An 18,418-nucleotide genomic window follows, 5' to 3' on the forward strand; every position below is an offset into this window, starting at 1 on the left:
TCTAGTGGGCCCCGACCTGTATATCGCACCCGCGATTAAAAGGAATTTGACCTTATAAAGGTGGTTATCCAAATGAAGCAGTTTTCGCGCCTAGCCTTGGCGTCTTCGATCATGGCGCTGTTTTTGGCCGGCTGTAATTCTTCCGACGACTCCATTGCCGAAGTGAACGGCAAGCCGGTCACCCAGGCGCAATTCGATGCCTTCCTCAAATTCAAGCGGGTGCCGGCGCAGAACACCCAGTGGGTCAGCCGCGAGCTGGATGAGTACCTGGAGCGCGAGGGCCTGGCCGGGCAGATCGAGGCACAGGGCCTGCTGCCCGCCGAACAGGTGGAGACCGAGGTGGCCGAGTTCCGCAAGCAGATGCTGATCAGCCGCTACTTCGAGGAGTTCCTCCGCGAGCGGGTGACCGACGAGGCGGTGCGCAACTTCTACGCCACCAACCCCGAGCAGTTCCAGGCGCGCAAGGTGCACGTCGCCCACATCCTCCTGCGCACCAACCCCGGCATGAGCGAGAACGAGCGCCAGGCGTTGCTGAGCAAGGCCCAGGAAGTGCAGTCGCGGGTCAACGCCGGCGAGGACTTCACCGCGCTGGCTGCCACCTTCTCCGAGGACCAGCTGTCCGCCAAGCAGGGCGGCGACCTAGGCTGGCTGCAGGACGGCGCCATCGACCCGGCCTTCAGCGGCAAGGTATTCGCCATGAAGCCGGGCGAGGTGTCCGAGCCGGTGGTGACCCCCTTCGGTTTCCACGTGATCAAGGTGATCGAGGGGCCGCAGGTAGTGAAGCAGCCGTTCGAAGCGGTCAGCGGCGACATCCGTTATCGCCTGCGCCAGGAAGCCAAGCAGGCCGAGCTGGAGCGCCTCAAGGAAGCGGCGAAGATCGACCGCAAGACGCCACCGGCCGCGGCCGAGGGCACCGCCACCAAGGAAGGCGAAGACCGTGCCGCGGGTTGAATGGCCGCTGGGCTGCCTGCTGGCGGCGGCGCTTCTGGCCGGCTGCCGTGACGACGACGGCGCCGATGCCCTGGCGCAGGTGCCGGTCGAGCCTTCGGCGACCCTGGTCACGGTGGACGACAGCCCCATCACCCGGGCCGAGCTGGAGCTGACCATCGAACGTACGCTGGGCGAGTCGGCGCCGCTCTTCGCCAACGACGAGGTGGAACGCAAGATCCTCGACAGCCTGGTGGCCAGCCGTGCCATGGCCCTAGTGGCCGAGCGCGAGCTGGACGCTGGCGAGCGCGCCCAGCTGGACCTCAAGGCCCAGGCCTACCGCGAGGAACTGCTGGTACGCCATTACCTGGAACAGCACGCCACGCCGGAGCCGGTCACCAGCGAGCAGGTGGCCGACTACTACCAGCGCCACCCCGAGGAGTTCGGCGGCGGCGTGGAGAAGAGCTTCGAGATCATCGCCAGCGACCAGGTGCTGGAAGAGCCCCAGCGTGCAGAACTCATCGCACTGCTCAGCGGCGCGGAGGCCAAGGGGCGCGACTGGCAGAAGCAGGTGGCCGCATGGCGCGCCGCCGGCAAGCCGCTGGAGTACCGCAGCAACCGCATCAAGCCCGAACTGCTGGAGCAGCCGCTGCGCGGCCTGGTGGAGACCACCGAGGCGGGCAGCATCGCGCCGCTCTATGCAGACGGCCAGTTGCTGTTGGTGCGGGTGACCGGTGAGGAGCGCCTGCCGGCCAGACCGCTTTCAGAAGTGAGTGGCGAGATACGCGAGAAGCTGGCGCCGCAGTCCCTCAAGCAGGCGGTGAAGCGCCTGAGCGAAGAGGCGATGCGCCAGGTGAAGGTGCAATACAGCTCGCGCTAGACGAGCGAATTGCAATGGGCTGGCCGATAGGTGCCGGCAAAGGGAAATGGCAGGGCAGCCTGTACAACAGTGGACGGTCGAACTATGGGGATGCTGGGGGGGCAGGGCGGGCAGTGCCGTTTGCTGATGGGGTTGGCTTGGCTCCTGTTGGCCGCAGGCAACCTGGCGCAGGCCGCTGAGTCATGCCGTGCAGTCTACAGTGGCGGTCTGCAGACCCACGGTAATGGAAGTGTCGTTTTCCAGTGGGGCGGCACGCTGCAGAATAACCCGAGCCTGTCGATCGACACTGTACGCGTGCAGAATCCCTGGGGTGCTCCCAGCTGTGGTAAACGCGATTGCCAGGCCAGTGGCCTGGAGGCCGCTGACTTCGCCGGCCTGATGCTCCCCGCTATCAACGGCGAAAACGACCTGAAACTGGGCTATCTGGGCGTGGGCGAGGCAGGCGGCAGCGACCTGAACCGCTACCGCACCATCAGCGTCGATGCGGGCGCCACCCTGACCTTCAATCCTCGTCACCAGGCCTACTACATCCAGCGCCTGAGCATCGGCTATGGCGCCAAGGTGACCTTGGCACCCGGCCGTTACTGGATCGATCAACTGGACATGGCCTCCAACAGCCAACTGCTGATCGGTGGCGGCAACGCACGGGTGATGGTCGGCTCGTCGCTGAACTTACCCTACCAGGCCAGCCTCAACGGCGAGGGTAGTGCGGAGGCACTGCAGCTCTTCGTACGTGGCAATCTGAACCTTGAATCGTCTGCCACCGTTGCCGCCCTGGCCTATGTGGAGGGTGACTATCGAGGCGCTTTCGCCTCGCGCCTGCGGGGTGGCCTCAACGCCCGTAACGTCGTGGTGGATACCGCCGCGCGCATCGAGACGCGCATGGACGCCATTGCTGCCTTGGGTTGGAACAACCAGTGCAGCGAGCGAACTGACCTGGACGGCGACGGTGTTCTTGACCTGCTTGACGACGATACGGACGGCGACGGCTATGACGATGAAGCCGAGCGCCTGGCCGGAAGCGACCCGCGCAACCCCCAGAGCGTGCCCAAGATGGCCCCCCCCTCCGTCCGGCCGAGCCAGTGCACGGCTGCCTTCGCCAGGGGCCTGCAGAGCCACACCGTCGGAGGGCGCATACGCTTCGGGCTTAATGCCCAGTTGCGCGATGGCGTGTCCGCCTACCTGCCGGCGAGCCAGGTCGACAATAGCTTCGCTTCCTTCATCCGCAGCTGTGGCACCCAGGATTGCCAGCCCAGTTATACGCCCGCGCCTGCTCCGCAACTGCCGGTCTTTCTCAAGACTGGCTCCAACTTCAACCAGAACCTGGGCTACGGCACCACGCAGATCATGGATGGCAGCCGCAGCGATTGGCGGCGACTGAATGTTGCCGGCATGGCTACTGCACGCTTCACCAAACCGGGCGTCTACCGCCTGCGGGAAGTGGAAGTGGGGTACCGCGGCACTCTGGAGTTGTCCGCCGGTGACTACTGGATCGAGAAGCTCACGTTGGCCAGCGAGTCACGAATCGTTCCAGTGGGTGCTGGCACTGTGCGACTTCACGTGGCGCAGAACCTTGAGCTGCCCTGGCTGGCACGCTTCAACGCCGAGGCTTCCGGCCAAGCGCGCGACCCCTCGCAGTTGCTGGTGCTGGCCGAGGGCAATGTTGTGCTCGGCTCCAACACCATGGTGTCCGGTTTCGTCTACGCCCGGGGCAACCTGACCCAGCAGTACGCGTCTCAGCTCATCGGCGGCGCCGTGGCCGCCAACCTGTCCTTGGAGACCCAGGCCCTGGCGCGCCAGGACCTGGCCGCGCTGGGCAAGCTGGACTTCGGCCTGCTTTGCGACCTGGACGGCGACGGTATCGGCGACAACCTCGATCCGGATCGCGACGGCGACGACATCTCCAACGACTACGAGATCCAGCTTGGCTACGATCCGGACGACAAGACCAGCACCCCGCCGGACATGGACAAGGACGGCATTCCGGATGCGCTGGACGATGATATCGACGGCGACGACGTTCCCAACGACCAGGACGCATTTCCATACGACAAGACGGAAAGCAAGGATCTGGACAAGGACGGCATAGGGGACAACGCCGACCTGGATCGCGATGGCGATGGCTTCAGCAACGACGATGAGCTGGCAGCTGGCACCAACCCGAACGACCCCACCAGCTTCCCGGATCGTCAGCCGCCCGTCGTGTCCATCGACGGGCCTGAGGTCATCAATGCCAACGAGGACAGCATCACCCTGAGCGGTAGCGCCAGTGACAGCGCCTCCGGCCTGGCGCGCTTGGAGTTCACCTCCGACCGGTTCCCAGGCACCCGCTTCGCCGTGACCCTGCAGGGCAGCCAATGGAGCGCCAGCGTACCGCTGCTGGAAGGTACCAACCGGCTGACCCTGACCGCCTTCGACAAGGCCGGCAACCACGCGAGCCTGGCGCGTACCGTGGAGCGTGAGCCGCTGGCCAACGACATCGCCCTGACAGTCGACTACCCGCTGCCGGGCGCCACGGTGAAGGACGCCAGCCTGGTGGTGCGCGGTCAACTGCGCAGCGACAAAGCCGCCCAGCGGATGGAGGTTCTGGTCAATGGCCAGCCCGCCAGCGTATTGGTCACTGACCAGGTGACGCTGTTCGGCTTCCAGTCCGACCCCATCGCCCTGCAGCCGGGCGCCAATACCCTGACCATCCAGGCCTGGGTGGATCAGCGCAGCGTCCAGCGCAGCCTGATGGTGACCTACCAGCCGCCCCAGACCAGCTTCAAGCCTCCGCGCTTCGACAATCTGTCACCCGCTGACGGCAGCCTGCTGCCAGGCAACGGCTTCATGCTAAGCGGTCAGGTGTATGCCGAGGCCGGCCTGGAGCGCATCAGTGTCGCCGGCCGCAATCTGGTTCTTCGCGAGCCGGGCGCCCAGTTGTATGACCTGCGCGAGGCGCTGAGCGCGCCTGAGGGGCAGAGCAGCTACTCCGTCGAATTGCTGGCCCGCGATCTTGGTGGTCAGGAGACTCGCCAAACCCTTAGCTGGACGCTCGATCAGGAGCCACCACAGATCACCCTCGACCAGCCTCTGGTGGAGCTACCCGCCAGGAACCGTGTAAGCGAGCAGCCCTACCCGCTCAAAGGCACCCTGCGCGAAGCCAATCTGTCCAGCTTCCAGGTGAATGGCAGCGACGTGGCCCTGGAGCCCGGCGGCCAGGCCGGCGAGTTCCGCTTCACCAGCCGCATTGCGTTGCCTATTGGTCAGCTCGTGAGCGTGACCCTGGAGGCCCGCGACCAGGCAGGCAACCAATTGCGCCGCGAATACAGCCTGGAGCTTTCGGCGCAGGCGGCCATCCATTGGGTCTTCCCCACCGACGGTACCGAGCTGCTCAACCTGGGCGAGCCGCTCTCCCTGCAGGTGGCGGCGCGAATCGACGATGTCAGTGGCCAACTGGCGCCACGGGCGATGCTGTTGACAGCCAGCGGTGAGTTGGTCGCCGATGCGTTGTTGACGGGTAATACCACACTTAAGAGTGCCACCCTGCAGATCCCGCCGCAGAGCGGCCAGTACCAACTGCTGGCGGTGCTCCAGGGTGCGAACGGCAAGGTGGTGGCGCAGAGCGCACGCACCATCGCCCTGGTTACTCCGCAGCAGGTGCCGATAGCCCTTGAGCGCATCGAACCGGCGAACAATGCCCGCTTCGTCGAGCCCAACGGCTTCATCAGCTTCTACTTCAACCAGGCCATCGACCTGTCGAAGCTCAAGATCGAAGTCTTCGAGACCGTTCATGGAAACTCCTATGTCGATCTCGACGAGCTGGGTACCAGTGAGCTTAAAGCCCAGGGCTACCAACTGGTGCGGGTGGACCGTGACCATCAACCCGTGGCTGGCCGCCTCTCCGAACTACCCGGCAGCCAGGTCATCGCCTTCTATCCGAAGCAGGACCTTGCCTACAACGCGGAGGTATCGGTCGAGGTGAGCTACGACGGACGGGAGCTGGAGCGCATGCGCTATCGCACCCGTCCCTTGCCCACGTTCATCTCGGGTGCGCTGTTGGATCAGCTCCAGCAGCCGGTAGCCAATGTGGAGGTGCGTCTTGAGGAGTTGGGGCGGAGTGTCCGTACCAACCGTGATGGTGCCTTCAATTTCGGGTTTGGTGACAGCGCAGAGCAGACCATCCCGAGTGGTCAATACCGCCTGCTGCTCAACCCGGGGGCGGCCAATCGCAGCTTCGGGGCTGACAGCCTGGTCGTGACCATACAGGGTGGTGAGCGCAACGACCTGGGGCGGTTGCAACTCTCCCAGCTCAACCCGTCCCTGCCCTATGTCCCCGTAAGGGGCGGCACCCAGCTGAGCTTGCTGGACGGCGAGCTCAAGCTCGACCTGAGCAACGCCAGCCTGACTTTCCCCGATGGTCGCCAGGACGGGGACCTGCATGCCCAGACACTTGAACTCGGTGAACTGCCATACCCGGTAGAGCCACTGGCCATGCCGTACTGGATGTATTCGCTGCAGCCCGCCGGGGTGCAAGTCCAGGGCTCCATGAGGGTCGACCTCGCAGCCCTGCGCCTGGGCGGCAGTCTGGATTACCTGCCCCCTGACGGCACCTACGTGGTGATGGTGGGGCTGGACCGTGAGGCAGCGAGCATCGTACCGGTGGGGGCTGGCGTGATCGAGAACGGCCGTATCCGCAGCCAGGGCACGCTTGCCCAAGGCAACCTCGATCTTTTCGGCTTCGCATTGGCGGACCTCGATGCGCAGCCTGTGCTGAAGGCCTACGCCGAGGGGCAGCTCAACCTGCGTCAGCTGCAGGCCGAACTCTATCGCTTGAACAAAGGCCGCTGAGTCGGCCAAGGGAATCTTTGACAGATGGACATGTTGGTCGTGCCTTCCATGTTGAAACGCCGTCGTCGTGCCGGGGTAATCCTGGCCCTGGGTCTTCTGATGGGGGGATGGGTGGCCTCCGCCCAAGCGTATTTCGGGTTCGGCTTGTTACCCGGCATCTATACCCCGCAGACGTACTACAAGTACGGCGCGGTCTATACGCGCGCTATCGTTCCCGGCCCCAACAAGCGCCCTGTCTACGTTGAATACGACAGCACCGGCAAGGAAGTCCGGGAGATTGGCGAAGCGATTGACCGTCTTGAACGGGTGCAGGTGATGTCCGGCGACTCTTACCGGGCCTATCTGCAGCGGTTGAAGGATTCGCAGGCACGCTACCCCGACGGGCAGGTCCTAACGGCGAAGGATTACCGCAGCCGGAGCTTCAAGACCGTGGACGGAAAGGCGATTACCAAGCCTCCGCTCGACGCCGGTACCCTGACCGTTCTGGTGAGGGCGGACCAGCAGTTGTTTGACGCCTCCGGCAAGGACCTGGTGCTGCTGCAGCTGCCCATCCGCTCAAGCGTCGTTCCCAGCTCCTCGAGCCAATCGCTGCTGCTTTCGGACGTGGGTGAAATCATTCACCAGACCGCCAACGCAATTGGCTTTCGCGTGGGATTCTTCGGCAAGGATGGCAAGGTTTCGCAGGCCCCATGGCGTGATCACGAATCCGAAATCTACGGCCCCTTGCCGGGCACCATGGTCACCATGGGCTCGCATGTCGTGGGGGGAAATACCATGACGGACGTGAGCGGCAAGTTCTCCATGCGCTACAAGTTGCCTCCTTGCCCGGGCTTCTACTTCCCTTTCACGACCCCCGTTTACCTGGAGCTTTACTACAAGCGCTTCAACCCCCGTGGCACCTCCTATACGCCCTATTACATGGTGCGACAGGACGAGGACAGCTGTAACGGCCTGGGCGTCTGGAGTCTGGGCGCCGCCGCCGTGGTCGCCACCATGGCCACCCCCTTGAAGATCCCCCGTGACTTCCCGGTCGATCTCATGGTGCTCGACGGGGCAGCGCGCTTCGGCAACGTCAAATTTGGCGATGAAACGGCCTACAACGCGCAGACAGGTGAACGCGGGCATCACCTGCAGGAAAAATACGATTTCGACGGTGATGGAAAACCCGATTGGGTCGTGCCCGGCAAGAAGGTCACCAAACAGGTCGACGGGCAATCCAGGGAGGTCTTCGTGACCACCACCCTGGCTGAAGCGGAGCTGCAGGGTATCTACCTCACCAGTCATTACGACGCCGTTCCCGCCAGCACCGAAGACACCGGGCCGGACTTCACCCGTCTAATCGATACCGCGCCCGACTTCGAAGACCGTGGCCTGCTGTCCTCCATCAGCAAGGCCGACCTGCTCGATACCGACATCTATGTCTTCAGGGAGTCGAATGGGCAACTCGTCGCCGAGCGTCGAGGGCTCATGCCGGATGAGCTGAACAAGAACTACTCGGGGGTCGACCAGCAGCAGGGAAGCTTCCGCTACACCATCCAGCTCCGTGGATCGGTAGAGAATTACTACACTGCATCGCTTCGCACCGGAGAGGCCAACTTCACCAAGTTGCAGAGTGCCGGCGGTTTCCGTCCGGAATTCCAGAAGTACGCCGCCAACCACCTCAAGGCGGGTGAGGTTGTACGCATCATTGCCATCAACCGCCCCACCGGCTACATGGGCAGCGCCAAGGTCCAGCTGCAGAGCGCAGTGGCCATCGGCAACCGTCTCAACTTCGACAGCCAGCAGATCGAACTCGCCCCGCCGAACCTGAAAGTCTGGGCGGAGCGCAAGAACAAGATCGAACAAGGCATGACCAAGGGAGAGGTGCGTAAGCAGCTCATCGGCAACGAGGGGGCTGGCCTGGGAAGCGACGTCAGCATCGCCATCTACACGGACTGGCGTGATGCAGACGGCAGCCCCCTTCCCGAAGAGATGGCGGACTATGGCTATACCGGGCGTCTGGCCAAGATCGTCGCCGCCAATCAACTGGCCCCCGTCGGGGCCAACAGCCTTTCCCAGTTCAAGATCAAACCGGGGCAGCAGGTCCAGGTGATTCAACTGCCGGAGAAAGTGCTGGCCAAGCAACACCTCTATCTGCAGGTTGCCGGGCAGCCGGACAACCGCAATCCGGACTTCTCTTCCAAGGGGGATGGCCAGGGCATCCTGAAGTACCGGCCGTCCCGGTATGTGCCTGTTCAAGTCCCCATACACGACGAGGAGGCCAGCGAACTGGCCCGCCAGGCTTACCGAGTAGCAGACAGGGCAAACCCGAATCTGAACCTCAAGAAGCCTGAGCCCATCTACCAGTGGCGCTATCGCTCGGAGCTTCAGTTCAGCCTGTATGAGCTGAACATGAAAGAGGTCCGCCGAGTGGATGCAGATAAGAAAATTGATCAGGTTTATGGCGATGCAAAACCGGTCATTGCAAGTTCGGACCAGTTCCTTGAGCTCTATTACGATCTGGTCAGATCCGAAATAGGAGCACTTGAGCAATGGAGCCAAGCTGGAGAAAAGGAAATTGTGCTTGCGTTTGGCGAGCAGGAAGTAAAGGTGGCTGTCGGGAAAGATCAAACGATCCGGTTTGATAATCTCCAGCACCTCGGGAGTCTGGACGTCGATGACTTCCTGTCCATGCGCCTTTATACCAACAACGACAAGGGCAATACCCTGCTTGAGTGGGCTTTTGAATACCTCACCGTATTTGCTGATGACGATGAGGATATCAATGAATCAGGACGTTATTACTACCTCAGTGCCGATAGCCCGGTCGTCGACATAAAGGCGATTCTGGCCGGTTACTACATGCGACGTGAATCGATAAAGAAACCTGAGACCGTGCGCTGGGGTGTGGAGGGAAGTGGCTCCGTATCCCCCATGGTCGATAACTCCGGGGAGACCGGAATCTTCTCCACCGTCCTGACCTTGCCCCCCGTTGCCGGCAGCAAGGCCCGGGTTTATGCCAACCTCCAAGGTGGCGATGCCAAAGCCTATTTCAAGGAAATCCTGGTGGTTCCCGGCGAGGTCGCAACGATAACGGCTCGTCTGGACGGGCAGTTGTTGGCGGGGGGAATGGGAGAGATAGAGGCCACTATCCTGATCAAGGATCGCAACGGCAACCCGGTCGTAAATGGGCTCGGCGCTGACCTTTCGATTGAGGGTGAGGGAGAAATCACCGATGACAGCCAGGTTTCGGCAGGAAACAACTTCAAGATAAAGATAGGAAAGGCCCAGCACGCCGGTGACAACAATTACTTGGTCGTCAAGGTTGATGGCGTTGAACAACGCTTCAAATACAGCGTCGGTGAATTGAGTGTCCGCGCGCCCGAGCCCCTGCAAGTCCGGGAAAACCAAGTCGTCGAGTTGAAGTTCGGTGTCCCGAACGTCGCCGGCTCGAACCTCAAGCCCGAGTTGCTGGGCGTCAAGGTGAGCAAGGGAACGCTACTGGAAGGGCGCGTCGATGCCGAAGGCAATCTTGTCTATCGCTGGCACACGGGATACGCGACTGGGCCCGCCAGCGTCTATTTCAGCAATGGCGGCGCCCGGCAGCAGAGAATCGAATACGAAGTACTGCCCACTGTTGGCAGCATCCTGCCAAAAAGACGTGCCGTTGCTCTGGTGGCCAGCCCGGATGGCTACGTGGATGTGCCCCGCCAGGCAGGCGGGGTATTGAAAGTTGCCGTGCCGGTACAACAGGAACTGAGGCTGAAGGGGAAGGCCAATGAAACGGTTGCTGTACGTATCGGCAACCCAACCGATTCGAATCGCCAGTCGATCCTCAGCTTGCGCCCAAGCGACCTGGGCAGAAGCCAATTTCTGGTCGACGGAATCAAGAAGGCCAGTGCTGCAGGTTTCCGTTATCAGCAAAGTAATACCGACAACATGCCGGTTGCCATGAACTACAAGGGCTATGGGATGCATGTCTCCGATCTGGCCCGTGTTGAAGAAGCCGTGGCAGGTGAGGGGGCCCATCTGAATATGGTCTTCGAAGGCGCCGATGCGGGTGTGCTGATGGCCTGGCGCGATCTACTCAGTTTCGAAATCAGCGCGGGCAAACTTGTTGTGAGGCACAAGGCGCCGGCTGGCCAGCAGGAGGACACTTATCCGCTCTCTTTAGCCACGGGCCAGAACCGGCTGGCGCTTTTCATCAAAGGGCGTGATTTCACCTACGAGTTAGGTGAGTTGCGTGGCACCGTTTCAATAGACCCTGCGGTTGTGAGTTCAGGGGGCGACCTGCACCTGCTGAAAGGTCGAGGCATGGGTCTGCGCGCCCTTGATATAGGGATTGGTAGCGCGCCAGCTCTTGTCACCGTCAACGGGCAGGCTGCGGACACCACAGTCGTGCTGGATGCCCAGGGCGAAGGCACGCTCGATATCAGGATGGCCGGCACTGCCCAGGCTGGCCACAGAAGCGTCCCCATTGCCATCAATGGGGAAGCGGTCACCGTAACGTCCTATTCCGCCGAGGCGGCTACCCGACTACTAGGCGCCGTGCCGATGGACCAGGGCTTCACAACGGACGAAGTTCAAGACGTGCTTGGGAGAGATACCCGCGATCCGGGCGCCTTCAATGCACAGCGTCGCCTTGCCTTGCAGATCATGGAGTCTGCAACCGAAGAGGCCGACAAGGCGCAGGCGTTGCTGCGGCTGTTGGAGGCCATGCCCGAGGGACATAACCTGCGCGGCACAACGGAGCGGATCTCCCGTTACATCGCAGCGTCGCCGGCGCCGTTCCAGCGCGTCCTGACGCAAGAAGTCTATGCGGCAATTGAGGAGTATCCAGCCGCCTCCATGGATGCGTACTACAAGCGCATCCTTGCGCTCGTCGTCTTGTCCGAGGTGATTCAGGATCGGCCAGATGCAGCAGCGTTCATCGCCCGCTCCACTACCCGTACCGCTGACTTGCATGTCTGGCTGGACTGGATGGCGATGCCCTCCAATGGCTGGCTAACCATCAAGCCTGTCGTGCCGCACATCAATCAAAGCTGCACGGCCAATGTGCTGTATGCCTTCAAGGACAGTGTTGATGAAGTGCCATACAACCCGTGCCGCCTGACAGGAGCGCAGTTTGGTGCTTGGGTCGAGACTGTTAAGGCAGTGGACCCTGTGTATGAGGATGAGCCGGAAGAGTTTGTAGAGTTTCTAGGCAATGTTTACCTGGGGTTAGAGGATTCCTCGGTCTCCTTCCGGAGGGAGATTTTTGCCTCAAAGGAAGACGATGGCTTCTCGTATCTAGATCCCTCCCGTGTTTTGGTTGATCGAGCCTATGCGGGTGGCCCCGCTGCTGGCTTGGGGGGGGCGATATTAGTGGTAGCGCGAGTGGCTGCACGCGTTGGGAAAAAGCTGGGGAAAAACTTTAAGAGAAACTTGACCCGATTTGCAGTTGGTAAGACTAACTCCCGTATTCCCCCGATTCTCTACATCGCGGCAATGGGCTATGCCCTCTACAATGCTGAATGCGGTGAAGAAAGCGATACTTGTAAGCCGTATGGCTTCAAGGAAGCAAAAAGTAAATTGCGCTCATCGCTAATTCAGTTTTCCAAAGGGCTGGCGTTTGCCTTTAACAAGGACGCCTGGAGAATGGTTGATGACCTCAATGATAACGGGGCCTACAGGTGCAGTGTGACGTCATTCAGTCATGGGCATATGTATGAGATGTTCATGATTGCTTATTATCATGCGCTCGGAGAGTATAAAATTGTTGCGCTGGATAAGGTAAGAAGGGTTCCTCTCTATGGGAATCGGCAGGATGAGGGGCAGTTAATTATTAGGCGGCCGGATATAGAGCTGGCTGGGGTTGAAAGAAAAGATGAATCAAATACGTGGGTAGAGTTAAAGTCATTGAACGTGACTAGCGTATACAAAAATGGCGGGGATAGTAAAGTAGATACCCCCAATCTCCCTACGAAGGATAGATTTCTGAAGAAAATCCCGGTTTTCAACGTTCCGGGGGATGGCGGTAAAGGAGAGTCTATTTATCATCGTCAATTCCTTTTGGATCGAATTGCTAACGAGGGTAGGTATAGGGGCAATCTCATCGCGCTTAATGGTGCTTTTCATTGGCAAGTCCAGCAGTGGCGGCATCATCGTAAGAAGCTTAAGGGTTTGATTAGTGATCATTATGTTAATAATGGTTTTCCCACAAAAACAAAAATTCCGGGCAGTAGAGAAAGCTATTATGACGCACTCAAGGACCGGCTGAGCAGCGCCCCAAGTTTTTCCAGAAAAATGAGTAACTTCCCCGTGGATGGGCAGTACAGAGGTGAAGCTTTCTTCAATCCGCTGTTTGATGGTCTCGGCGATAGCTTTGATGATGATAAATTGGCTGATGAGTTGCTAAAGGCTTTGAAATACTCCGATGACGATGTTGCATATGTTAAGAAGGCTATGTCTGATGCCAAGGAAGCAAGCCAGTTGCTTGAAAGTCTCAATGAAATTCCTGGCATTGAGGATTTTATAAATTCTGATATTACGGATGTTTTTCCAGATGAGTGGCTTCGCAAGACGCAAGAAGCTATAGATGAAAAGCTGGCTAATTATATAGGGTGTGACGATGACTAAGGGATATTTTCGTGTCTACCCGAAAGGGGTTGACCTTAAAGCAGAGGAGCGAAAGATCCTTTATAAGGAGTTGCTTGAGAAAGATGTCTTTGGAGAGCGTGGTAAGAATTTTACGCGCGCATTAAAACGATTGGTCTTTGAGGGAGAGCTAGAGTCTTATGAGCCGTTCCTAGAGTGTGAGGACGAGCTTGGAGGGTATCGCCAGAATGACTTGAGTGAAATGTTGGCAGTCTATATATGCCTAGCTGCGCCCTGTTTGGATTTGGATTTCTATAAAACGATTTTGCGTCGATACGAGTGCTTATTAATTATCAATATGAGTGATTGTGCTATTAGTTATGTAGATGGCTCGTCATCTGCCTCGCTAACTTTTATGAGAAAAATCGGCTTTTTTATTGAGGCCGCTGATGATGTTCTTTCAGAGGGCGGCTACCTTCTTGCGTTAGAAGGGAATTCATTTGTAAAAATGTTCTCGGGCTTTTTTTCAAAAGTGTGCTATGAGGGGAATGGAAATAATTGCTTGTTTCCTCAATTCTTTTCCAGGTTTGATTCTTTGTGCTCTGCGATTTTGGGGCGGCACAAAAAATATATGGAAGTGACATCTGAAGGGTCAATAAGTATGTTGTTTGGAAGTGCTGCTGTTGATGCGGGTGGTTATTCGGATGAGGCGTTTAAATTTTTCTTTAGGCAGTATGTTAATCGCGAATTCACACCCGCACTTCTTGAGTATCTGGATGCGGTCTACTACTCAATCCCCGAAGAGAAAAGGATAAGGCTCGATGGAGATAAAATTTCGTATTTTGCTGACTGAACTGCCAGCATTGTTGCTGGATCGGCTTCGCTTGAACCTGAGCACCGACAAGTCGGTATTTGTCGAGGATGAGCCGCCCGAGTGGCAGCCGCTTTATGCTGCTCTGGAGTTCATTGCGCTGCCTGAAGAAATAGAGTCTCCTCGGCCCGATGCGCTGCTGATGTCGTGGGACGTGAGTTTTGATCCGGATGAGATGCGGCAGATTCTGGAGCCGCTGCAGGCGGCGAGCTTGGAGCCCGCGATCATGGTGTTGCATGACGACGAAGGTGGAGTGATTCAAGTGCTGTCGCTGGATGAAGACGACTGGTACGAAGAGCGAGCCTTGGTTCCGGCTCACTGTTCGATCCAGGACGAAAGCGCGCTGGCCGCCTGGATGTTGGCCAAGGCCGATGAGCGAACAGGTATGCCTATGTAGGCACACAGCGGGGCGCAGTGAGAGAGATTTTGAATTGACGTGTTTGTGCTGGCAGCAGGTTCGCTGTTTAGGCGCGCGGTGTGTAGCCACAACGGCCACCCCGTTTGATAGTGCTTCGCCTGTGTTTTAATTGGCACCTTTTGATTCCTGGTGCCCTATGGCCCAGGTTTTCAGCAGGGCATGTCCGCCTGCTGTTCGTTACTCCCCAACGCAATGGATTCTGCGATGCCCACCGCCCGCCCTCTCGAACCCGTCGACTCCCCTGCCGAGGCCGTCAGCCTGCGTCGGTTGCCGTTCGCCTTTGCCAAGCGCCACGGGGTGCTGGTGCAGATCGGAGCGGAAGGGGCGCGGCTGGTGTACCGGCCGGGCACGGCCCTGGCGGCGGTGGGGGAGGCGTTGCGTTTCGTTGGGCGGCCCCTGGCGTTCCAGGAACTGGATGCGGCGACTTTCGATGCTGCGTTGAGCGCGGCCTACCAGCACGACTCCTCGGCCGCCATGCAAATGGTGGAAGGCCTAGGCGACGAACTGGACCTCGCCAGCCTGGCCGAACGGGTGCCGGAGACCGAGGACCTGATGGAGCAGGAGGACGATGCGCCGATCATCCGCCTGATCAACGCCATCCTCGGCGAGGCCATCAAGGAGAACGCCTCCGACATCCATGTCGAGACTTTCGAGAAGCGCCTCGTGGTGCGCTTCCGTATCGACGGTATCCTCCGCGAGATGGTGCAGCCCCGGCGCGAACTGGCGGCGCTGCTGGTGTCGCGGATCAAGGTCATGGCCAAGCTGGATATCGCCGAAAAGCGCGTGCCCCAGGATGGCCGTATTTCCCTGCGCGTGGCCGGGCGCGAGGTGGACATCCGCGTCTCCACGCTGCCTTCTGCCAACGGCGAGCGCGTGGTGCTGCGCCTGCTCGACAAGCAGGCCGGGCGCCTGACCCTGCAGCACCTGGGCATGAGCCCGCGCGACCGTGCGCAGATGGAAGAGACCGTGCGCAAGCCCCACGGCATCCTGCTGGTCACCGGGCCGACCGGCTCTGGCAAGACCACCACCCTCTACGCCAGCCTGGTGACGTTGAACAACGGCACCCGCAACATCCTCACGGTGGAAGACCCCATCGAATACAACCTGGAAGGTATTGGCCAGACCCAGGTCAACGCCAAGGTCGACATGACCTTCGCCCGCGGCCTGCGCGCCATCCTGCGCCAGGACCCGGACGTGGTGATGGTCGGCGAGATCCGCGACCGCGAGACCGCCGAGATCGCCGTACAGGCCTCCCTCACCGGGCACCTGGTGCTCTCCACCCTGCACACCAACAGCGCCATCGGTGCCATCACCCGCCTGGTGGACATGGGCGTCGAGCCCTTCCTGCTGTCGTCCTCTCTGCTCGGGGTACTCGCCCAGCGCCTCGTGCGCGTGCTCTGCCCCCACTGCAAGGGGCCCTACCAGGCGGACGCCGCCGAATGCGACGTGCTGGGGCTCGACCCGGCGCAGCCGCCGACGCTCTATCGCGCGCGTGGCTGCAGCGAATGCAACCAGTCCGGCTACCGCAGCCGTACCGGTATCTATGAGTTGGTGGTCTTCGACGACCACATGCGCAGCCTGGTGCACAACGGCGCCTCCGAGCAGGAGATGACCCGCCACGCCCGCACCAGCGGCCCGAGCATCCGCGAGGATGGCCGGCGCAAGATCCTCGAAGGCTCGACCACGGTGGAAGAAGTACTGCGCGTGACCCGGGAAGAATAAATGGCCGCCTTCGAATACATCGCCCTGGATACCCGGGGCCAGCAGAAGAAGGGCGTGATGGAGGGCGACAGCGCCCGGCAGGTCCGCCAACTGCTGCGCGACCGCCAGCTCGTACCCATCGACGTGAAGCCCACCCGTACCCGCCAGGAGTCGGTAGGCAGCCGCTGGAGCTTCCAGCGCGGCCTCTCGGCCATGGAACTGGCATTGCTCACACGGCAGATGGCGACGCTGGTACAGGCCGCCATGCCCATCGAGGAGGCCCTTGGAGCCGTCGCCGCGCAGAGCGAGAGCGCTCGGGTCAAGGCGATGATGCTGGCGGTGCGCTCCAAGGTGCTGGAAGGCCACAGCCTGGCCGGCGCCCTCAAGGAATTCCCCAGTGCCTTCCCCGAGCTGTACCGCGCCACGGTCGCTGCCGGTGAGCACGCCGGCCACCTCGGGCCGGTGCTGGAGCAGCTCGCCGACTACACCGAGCAGCGCCAGCAGTCGCGGCAGAAAGTCCAGCTCGCGCTGCTCTACCCGGTGATCCTGATGTGCGCCTCCCTCGGCATCGTTGGCTTCCTGCTGGGCTATGTGGTGCCGGATGTGGTCAAGGTCTTCGTCAACACCGGGCAGGAGTTGCCGAGCCTCACGCGTGGGCTGATTGCGGCAAGTGATGTCGTCAAGCACTGGGGCTGGTTGATCCTGCTGCTGGTGGCAGGTGCTCTGCTTGCTTTCAGAGCGGCGTTGCGGCGGGATGGCGCGCGCCTGCGCTTCCATGTCGTGCTGTTGCGTCTGCCTTTGGTGGGGCGCCTGGTGCGCGCGACCGATACCGCGCGCTTTGCTTCGACCCTGGCGATCCTCGCCCGCAGTGGGGTGCCGCTGGTGGAGGCGCTGGGCATTGCCGCCCAGGTGGTGGCCAACCGTTCCATCCGCGCCAAGGTCGAAGTAGCCGCCCAGAAGGTCCGCGAGGGCAGCAGCCTGACCCGTGCCCTGGAGCAGACCGGTGAGTTCCCCGCGATGATGCTGCACATGATCGCCAGCGGCGAGAAGTCCGGCGAGCTGGACCAGATGATGGCGCGCACCGCGCGCAACCAGGAGAACGACCTGGCGGCCCGTATTGCCATGCTGGTGGGGCTGTTCGAGCCCTTCATGCTGGTGTTCATGGGGGCGGTGGTGCTGGTCATCGTCCTCGCCATCCTCCTGCCCATCCTTTCCCTCAACCAGCTCGTGGGGTAACCGCGTGAAATCAGGCCGTACGCAAGCAGGCTTCACCCTTATCGAAATCATGGTGGTGGTGGTCATCCTCGGCATCCTCGCCGCGCTGGTGGTACCCCAGGTGATGAACCGCCCGGACCAGGCCAAGGTCACCGTCGCCAAGGGTGACATCAAGGCTATCGGCGCCGCCCTGGACATGTACAAGCTCGACAACTTCGCCTACCCCAGCACCCAGCAGGGCCTGGAGGCATTGGTGAAGAAGCCCAGCGGCAACCCGCAGCCGAAGAACTGGAACAAGGACGGCTACCTCAAGCGTCTGCCGGTTGACCCCTGGGGCAACCCGTACCAGTACCTGGCCCCCGGTACCAAGGGTGCCTACGACCTGTACTCCTTCGGCGCCGACGGCAAGGAAGGCGGCACCGACGCCGATGCCGACATCGGTAACTGGGACAACTGATGGAGCGCGCGCGCGGCTTCACCCTGATCGAGCTGCTGGTGGTCCTGGTGATCATCGGCTGCCTGGTCAGCGTGGCCGTGCTCGCCAACGGCAATGCCAGCAGCGGCCGCGAGCTGCGTGACGAGGCCGAGCGCCTGGCGGCGACGATCGCCATCCTCGCCGACGAGGCTGTGCTGGACGGCCGCGAGTATGGCCTGCTGGTCACCGCCGAGAGTTACCGCGTGCTGGCCTATGACAATGCCGCTGGCACCTGGGGCGATGATGCAGCCCGCCCTGAGCATCGGCCTGCTGCCCGGATGCGCCTGAGCCTGGAGCTGGAAGGCGAGGCCCTCAAGTTGCCTGAGCCCAAGGCAAAGGAGGAGAGCCGCCCTGGGTTGGCCAAGGATGAGCCGGAGAAGTCCAGCCGCAAGGAGAAACCCGTGCCCCAGGTGCTGATCCTTTCCAGTGGTGAGCTCACGCCTTTCACGCTGCGATTGGAAGAACGCCGCGCCGGGGGTAACGCCTACACATTGGTCAGTGACGGCTACCAGTTGCCCAGTGCCGAGCCGGCCAAGGATCGCTGAG

10 protein-coding genes are annotated in these 18,418 nt (G+C 60.8%); all 10 read left to right on the forward strand.

Features of this window, described 5'->3' with window-relative positions; translation table 11 throughout:
- Window positions 1-72: 72 nt before the first annotated feature.
- The 10 genes from BM198_RS26615 (at window position 73) to gspH (ending at window position 18,417) form a co-directional block, all read left to right on the forward strand.
- Window positions 73-951: a peptidylprolyl isomerase gene (locus BM198_RS26615; RefSeq protein WP_074973716.1), complete on the forward strand. Its 879-nt coding sequence runs from the start codon at window positions 73-75 to the stop codon at window positions 949-951.
- Window positions 938-1,807, forward strand: coding sequence for a peptidyl-prolyl cis-trans isomerase (locus BM198_RS26620; protein ID WP_074973718.1), 870 nt, complete (start codon window positions 938-940; stop codon window positions 1,805-1,807). The genes BM198_RS26615 and BM198_RS26620 overlap by 14 nt, the downstream gene beginning before the upstream one ends.
- Window positions 1,808-2,101: 294 nt before the next feature.
- On the forward strand, window positions 2,102-6,637 hold the full coding sequence (locus tag BM198_RS26625; protein WP_139233716.1) for a thrombospondin type 3 repeat-containing protein: 4,536 nt from the start codon (window positions 2,102-2,104) through the stop codon (window positions 6,635-6,637).
- Window positions 6,638-6,661: 24 nt separating this feature from the next.
- Complete coding sequence (locus BM198_RS26630; RefSeq protein WP_074973722.1) at window positions 6,662-13,234, forward strand: hypothetical protein; 6,573 nt, start codon at window positions 6,662-6,664, stop codon at window positions 13,232-13,234.
- Entirely contained in the window at window positions 13,227-14,045 is an 819-nt protein-coding gene (locus tag BM198_RS29955) for a hypothetical protein (protein ID WP_139233717.1), read from the forward strand. Before BM198_RS26630 ends, BM198_RS29955 begins: the two co-directional genes overlap by 8 nt.
- On the forward strand, window positions 14,014-14,460 hold the full coding sequence (locus BM198_RS26635) for a hypothetical protein (protein ID WP_074973724.1): 447 nt from the start codon (window positions 14,014-14,016) through the stop codon (window positions 14,458-14,460). Before BM198_RS29955 ends, BM198_RS26635 begins: the two co-directional genes overlap by 32 nt.
- A gap of 225 nt (window positions 14,461-14,685) precedes the next feature.
- Window positions 14,686-16,203, forward strand: coding sequence for a type II secretion system ATPase GspE (gene gspE / locus BM198_RS26640; RefSeq protein ID WP_074973726.1), 1,518 nt, complete (start codon window positions 14,686-14,688; stop codon window positions 16,201-16,203).
- On the forward strand, window positions 16,204-17,418 hold the full coding sequence (gene xcpS, locus BM198_RS26645; RefSeq protein WP_074973728.1) for a GspF family T2SS innner membrane protein variant XcpS: 1,215 nt from the start codon (window positions 16,204-16,206) through the stop codon (window positions 17,416-17,418). It abuts the gene before it with no gap.
- A gap of 4 nt (window positions 17,419-17,422) precedes the next feature.
- Window positions 17,423-17,854: a type II secretion system major pseudopilin GspG gene (gene gspG / locus BM198_RS26650; RefSeq protein ID WP_139233718.1), complete on the forward strand. Its 432-nt coding sequence runs from the start codon at window positions 17,423-17,425 to the stop codon at window positions 17,852-17,854.
- Window positions 17,851-18,417, forward strand: coding sequence for a type II secretion system minor pseudopilin GspH (gene gspH, locus BM198_RS26655; RefSeq protein WP_074973732.1), 567 nt, complete (start codon window positions 17,851-17,853; stop codon window positions 18,415-18,417). Before gspG ends, gspH begins: the two co-directional genes overlap by 4 nt.
- Window position 18,418: the final 1 nt, after the last annotated feature.

It is taken from the genome of Metapseudomonas otitidis (assembly GCF_900111835.1).
GTDB lineage: Bacteria > Pseudomonadota > Gammaproteobacteria > Pseudomonadales > Pseudomonadaceae > Metapseudomonas > Metapseudomonas otitidis.

Excerpts from the sequence above, each read along its gene's own strand:
- BM198_RS26615 (WP_074973716.1), top strand. The coding sequence starts at position 73 with ATGAAGCAGTTTTCGCGCCTAGCCTTGGCGTCTTCGATCATGGCGCTG.
- BM198_RS26630 (WP_074973722.1), top strand. The coding sequence starts at position 6,662 with ATGGACATGTTGGTCGTGCCTTCCATGTTGAAACGCCGTCGTCGTGCC.
- BM198_RS29955 (WP_139233717.1), top strand. The coding sequence starts at position 13,227 with ATGACTAAGGGATATTTTCGTGTCTACCCGAAAGGGGTTGACCTTAAA.
- BM198_RS26635 (WP_074973724.1), top strand. The coding sequence starts at position 14,014 with ATGGAGATAAAATTTCGTATTTTGCTGACTGAACTGCCAGCATTGTTG.
- gspE (WP_074973726.1), top strand. The coding sequence starts at position 14,686 with ATGCCCACCGCCCGCCCTCTCGAACCCGTCGACTCCCCTGCCGAGGCC.
- xcpS (WP_074973728.1), top strand. The coding sequence starts at position 16,204 with ATGGCCGCCTTCGAATACATCGCCCTGGATACCCGGGGCCAGCAGAAG.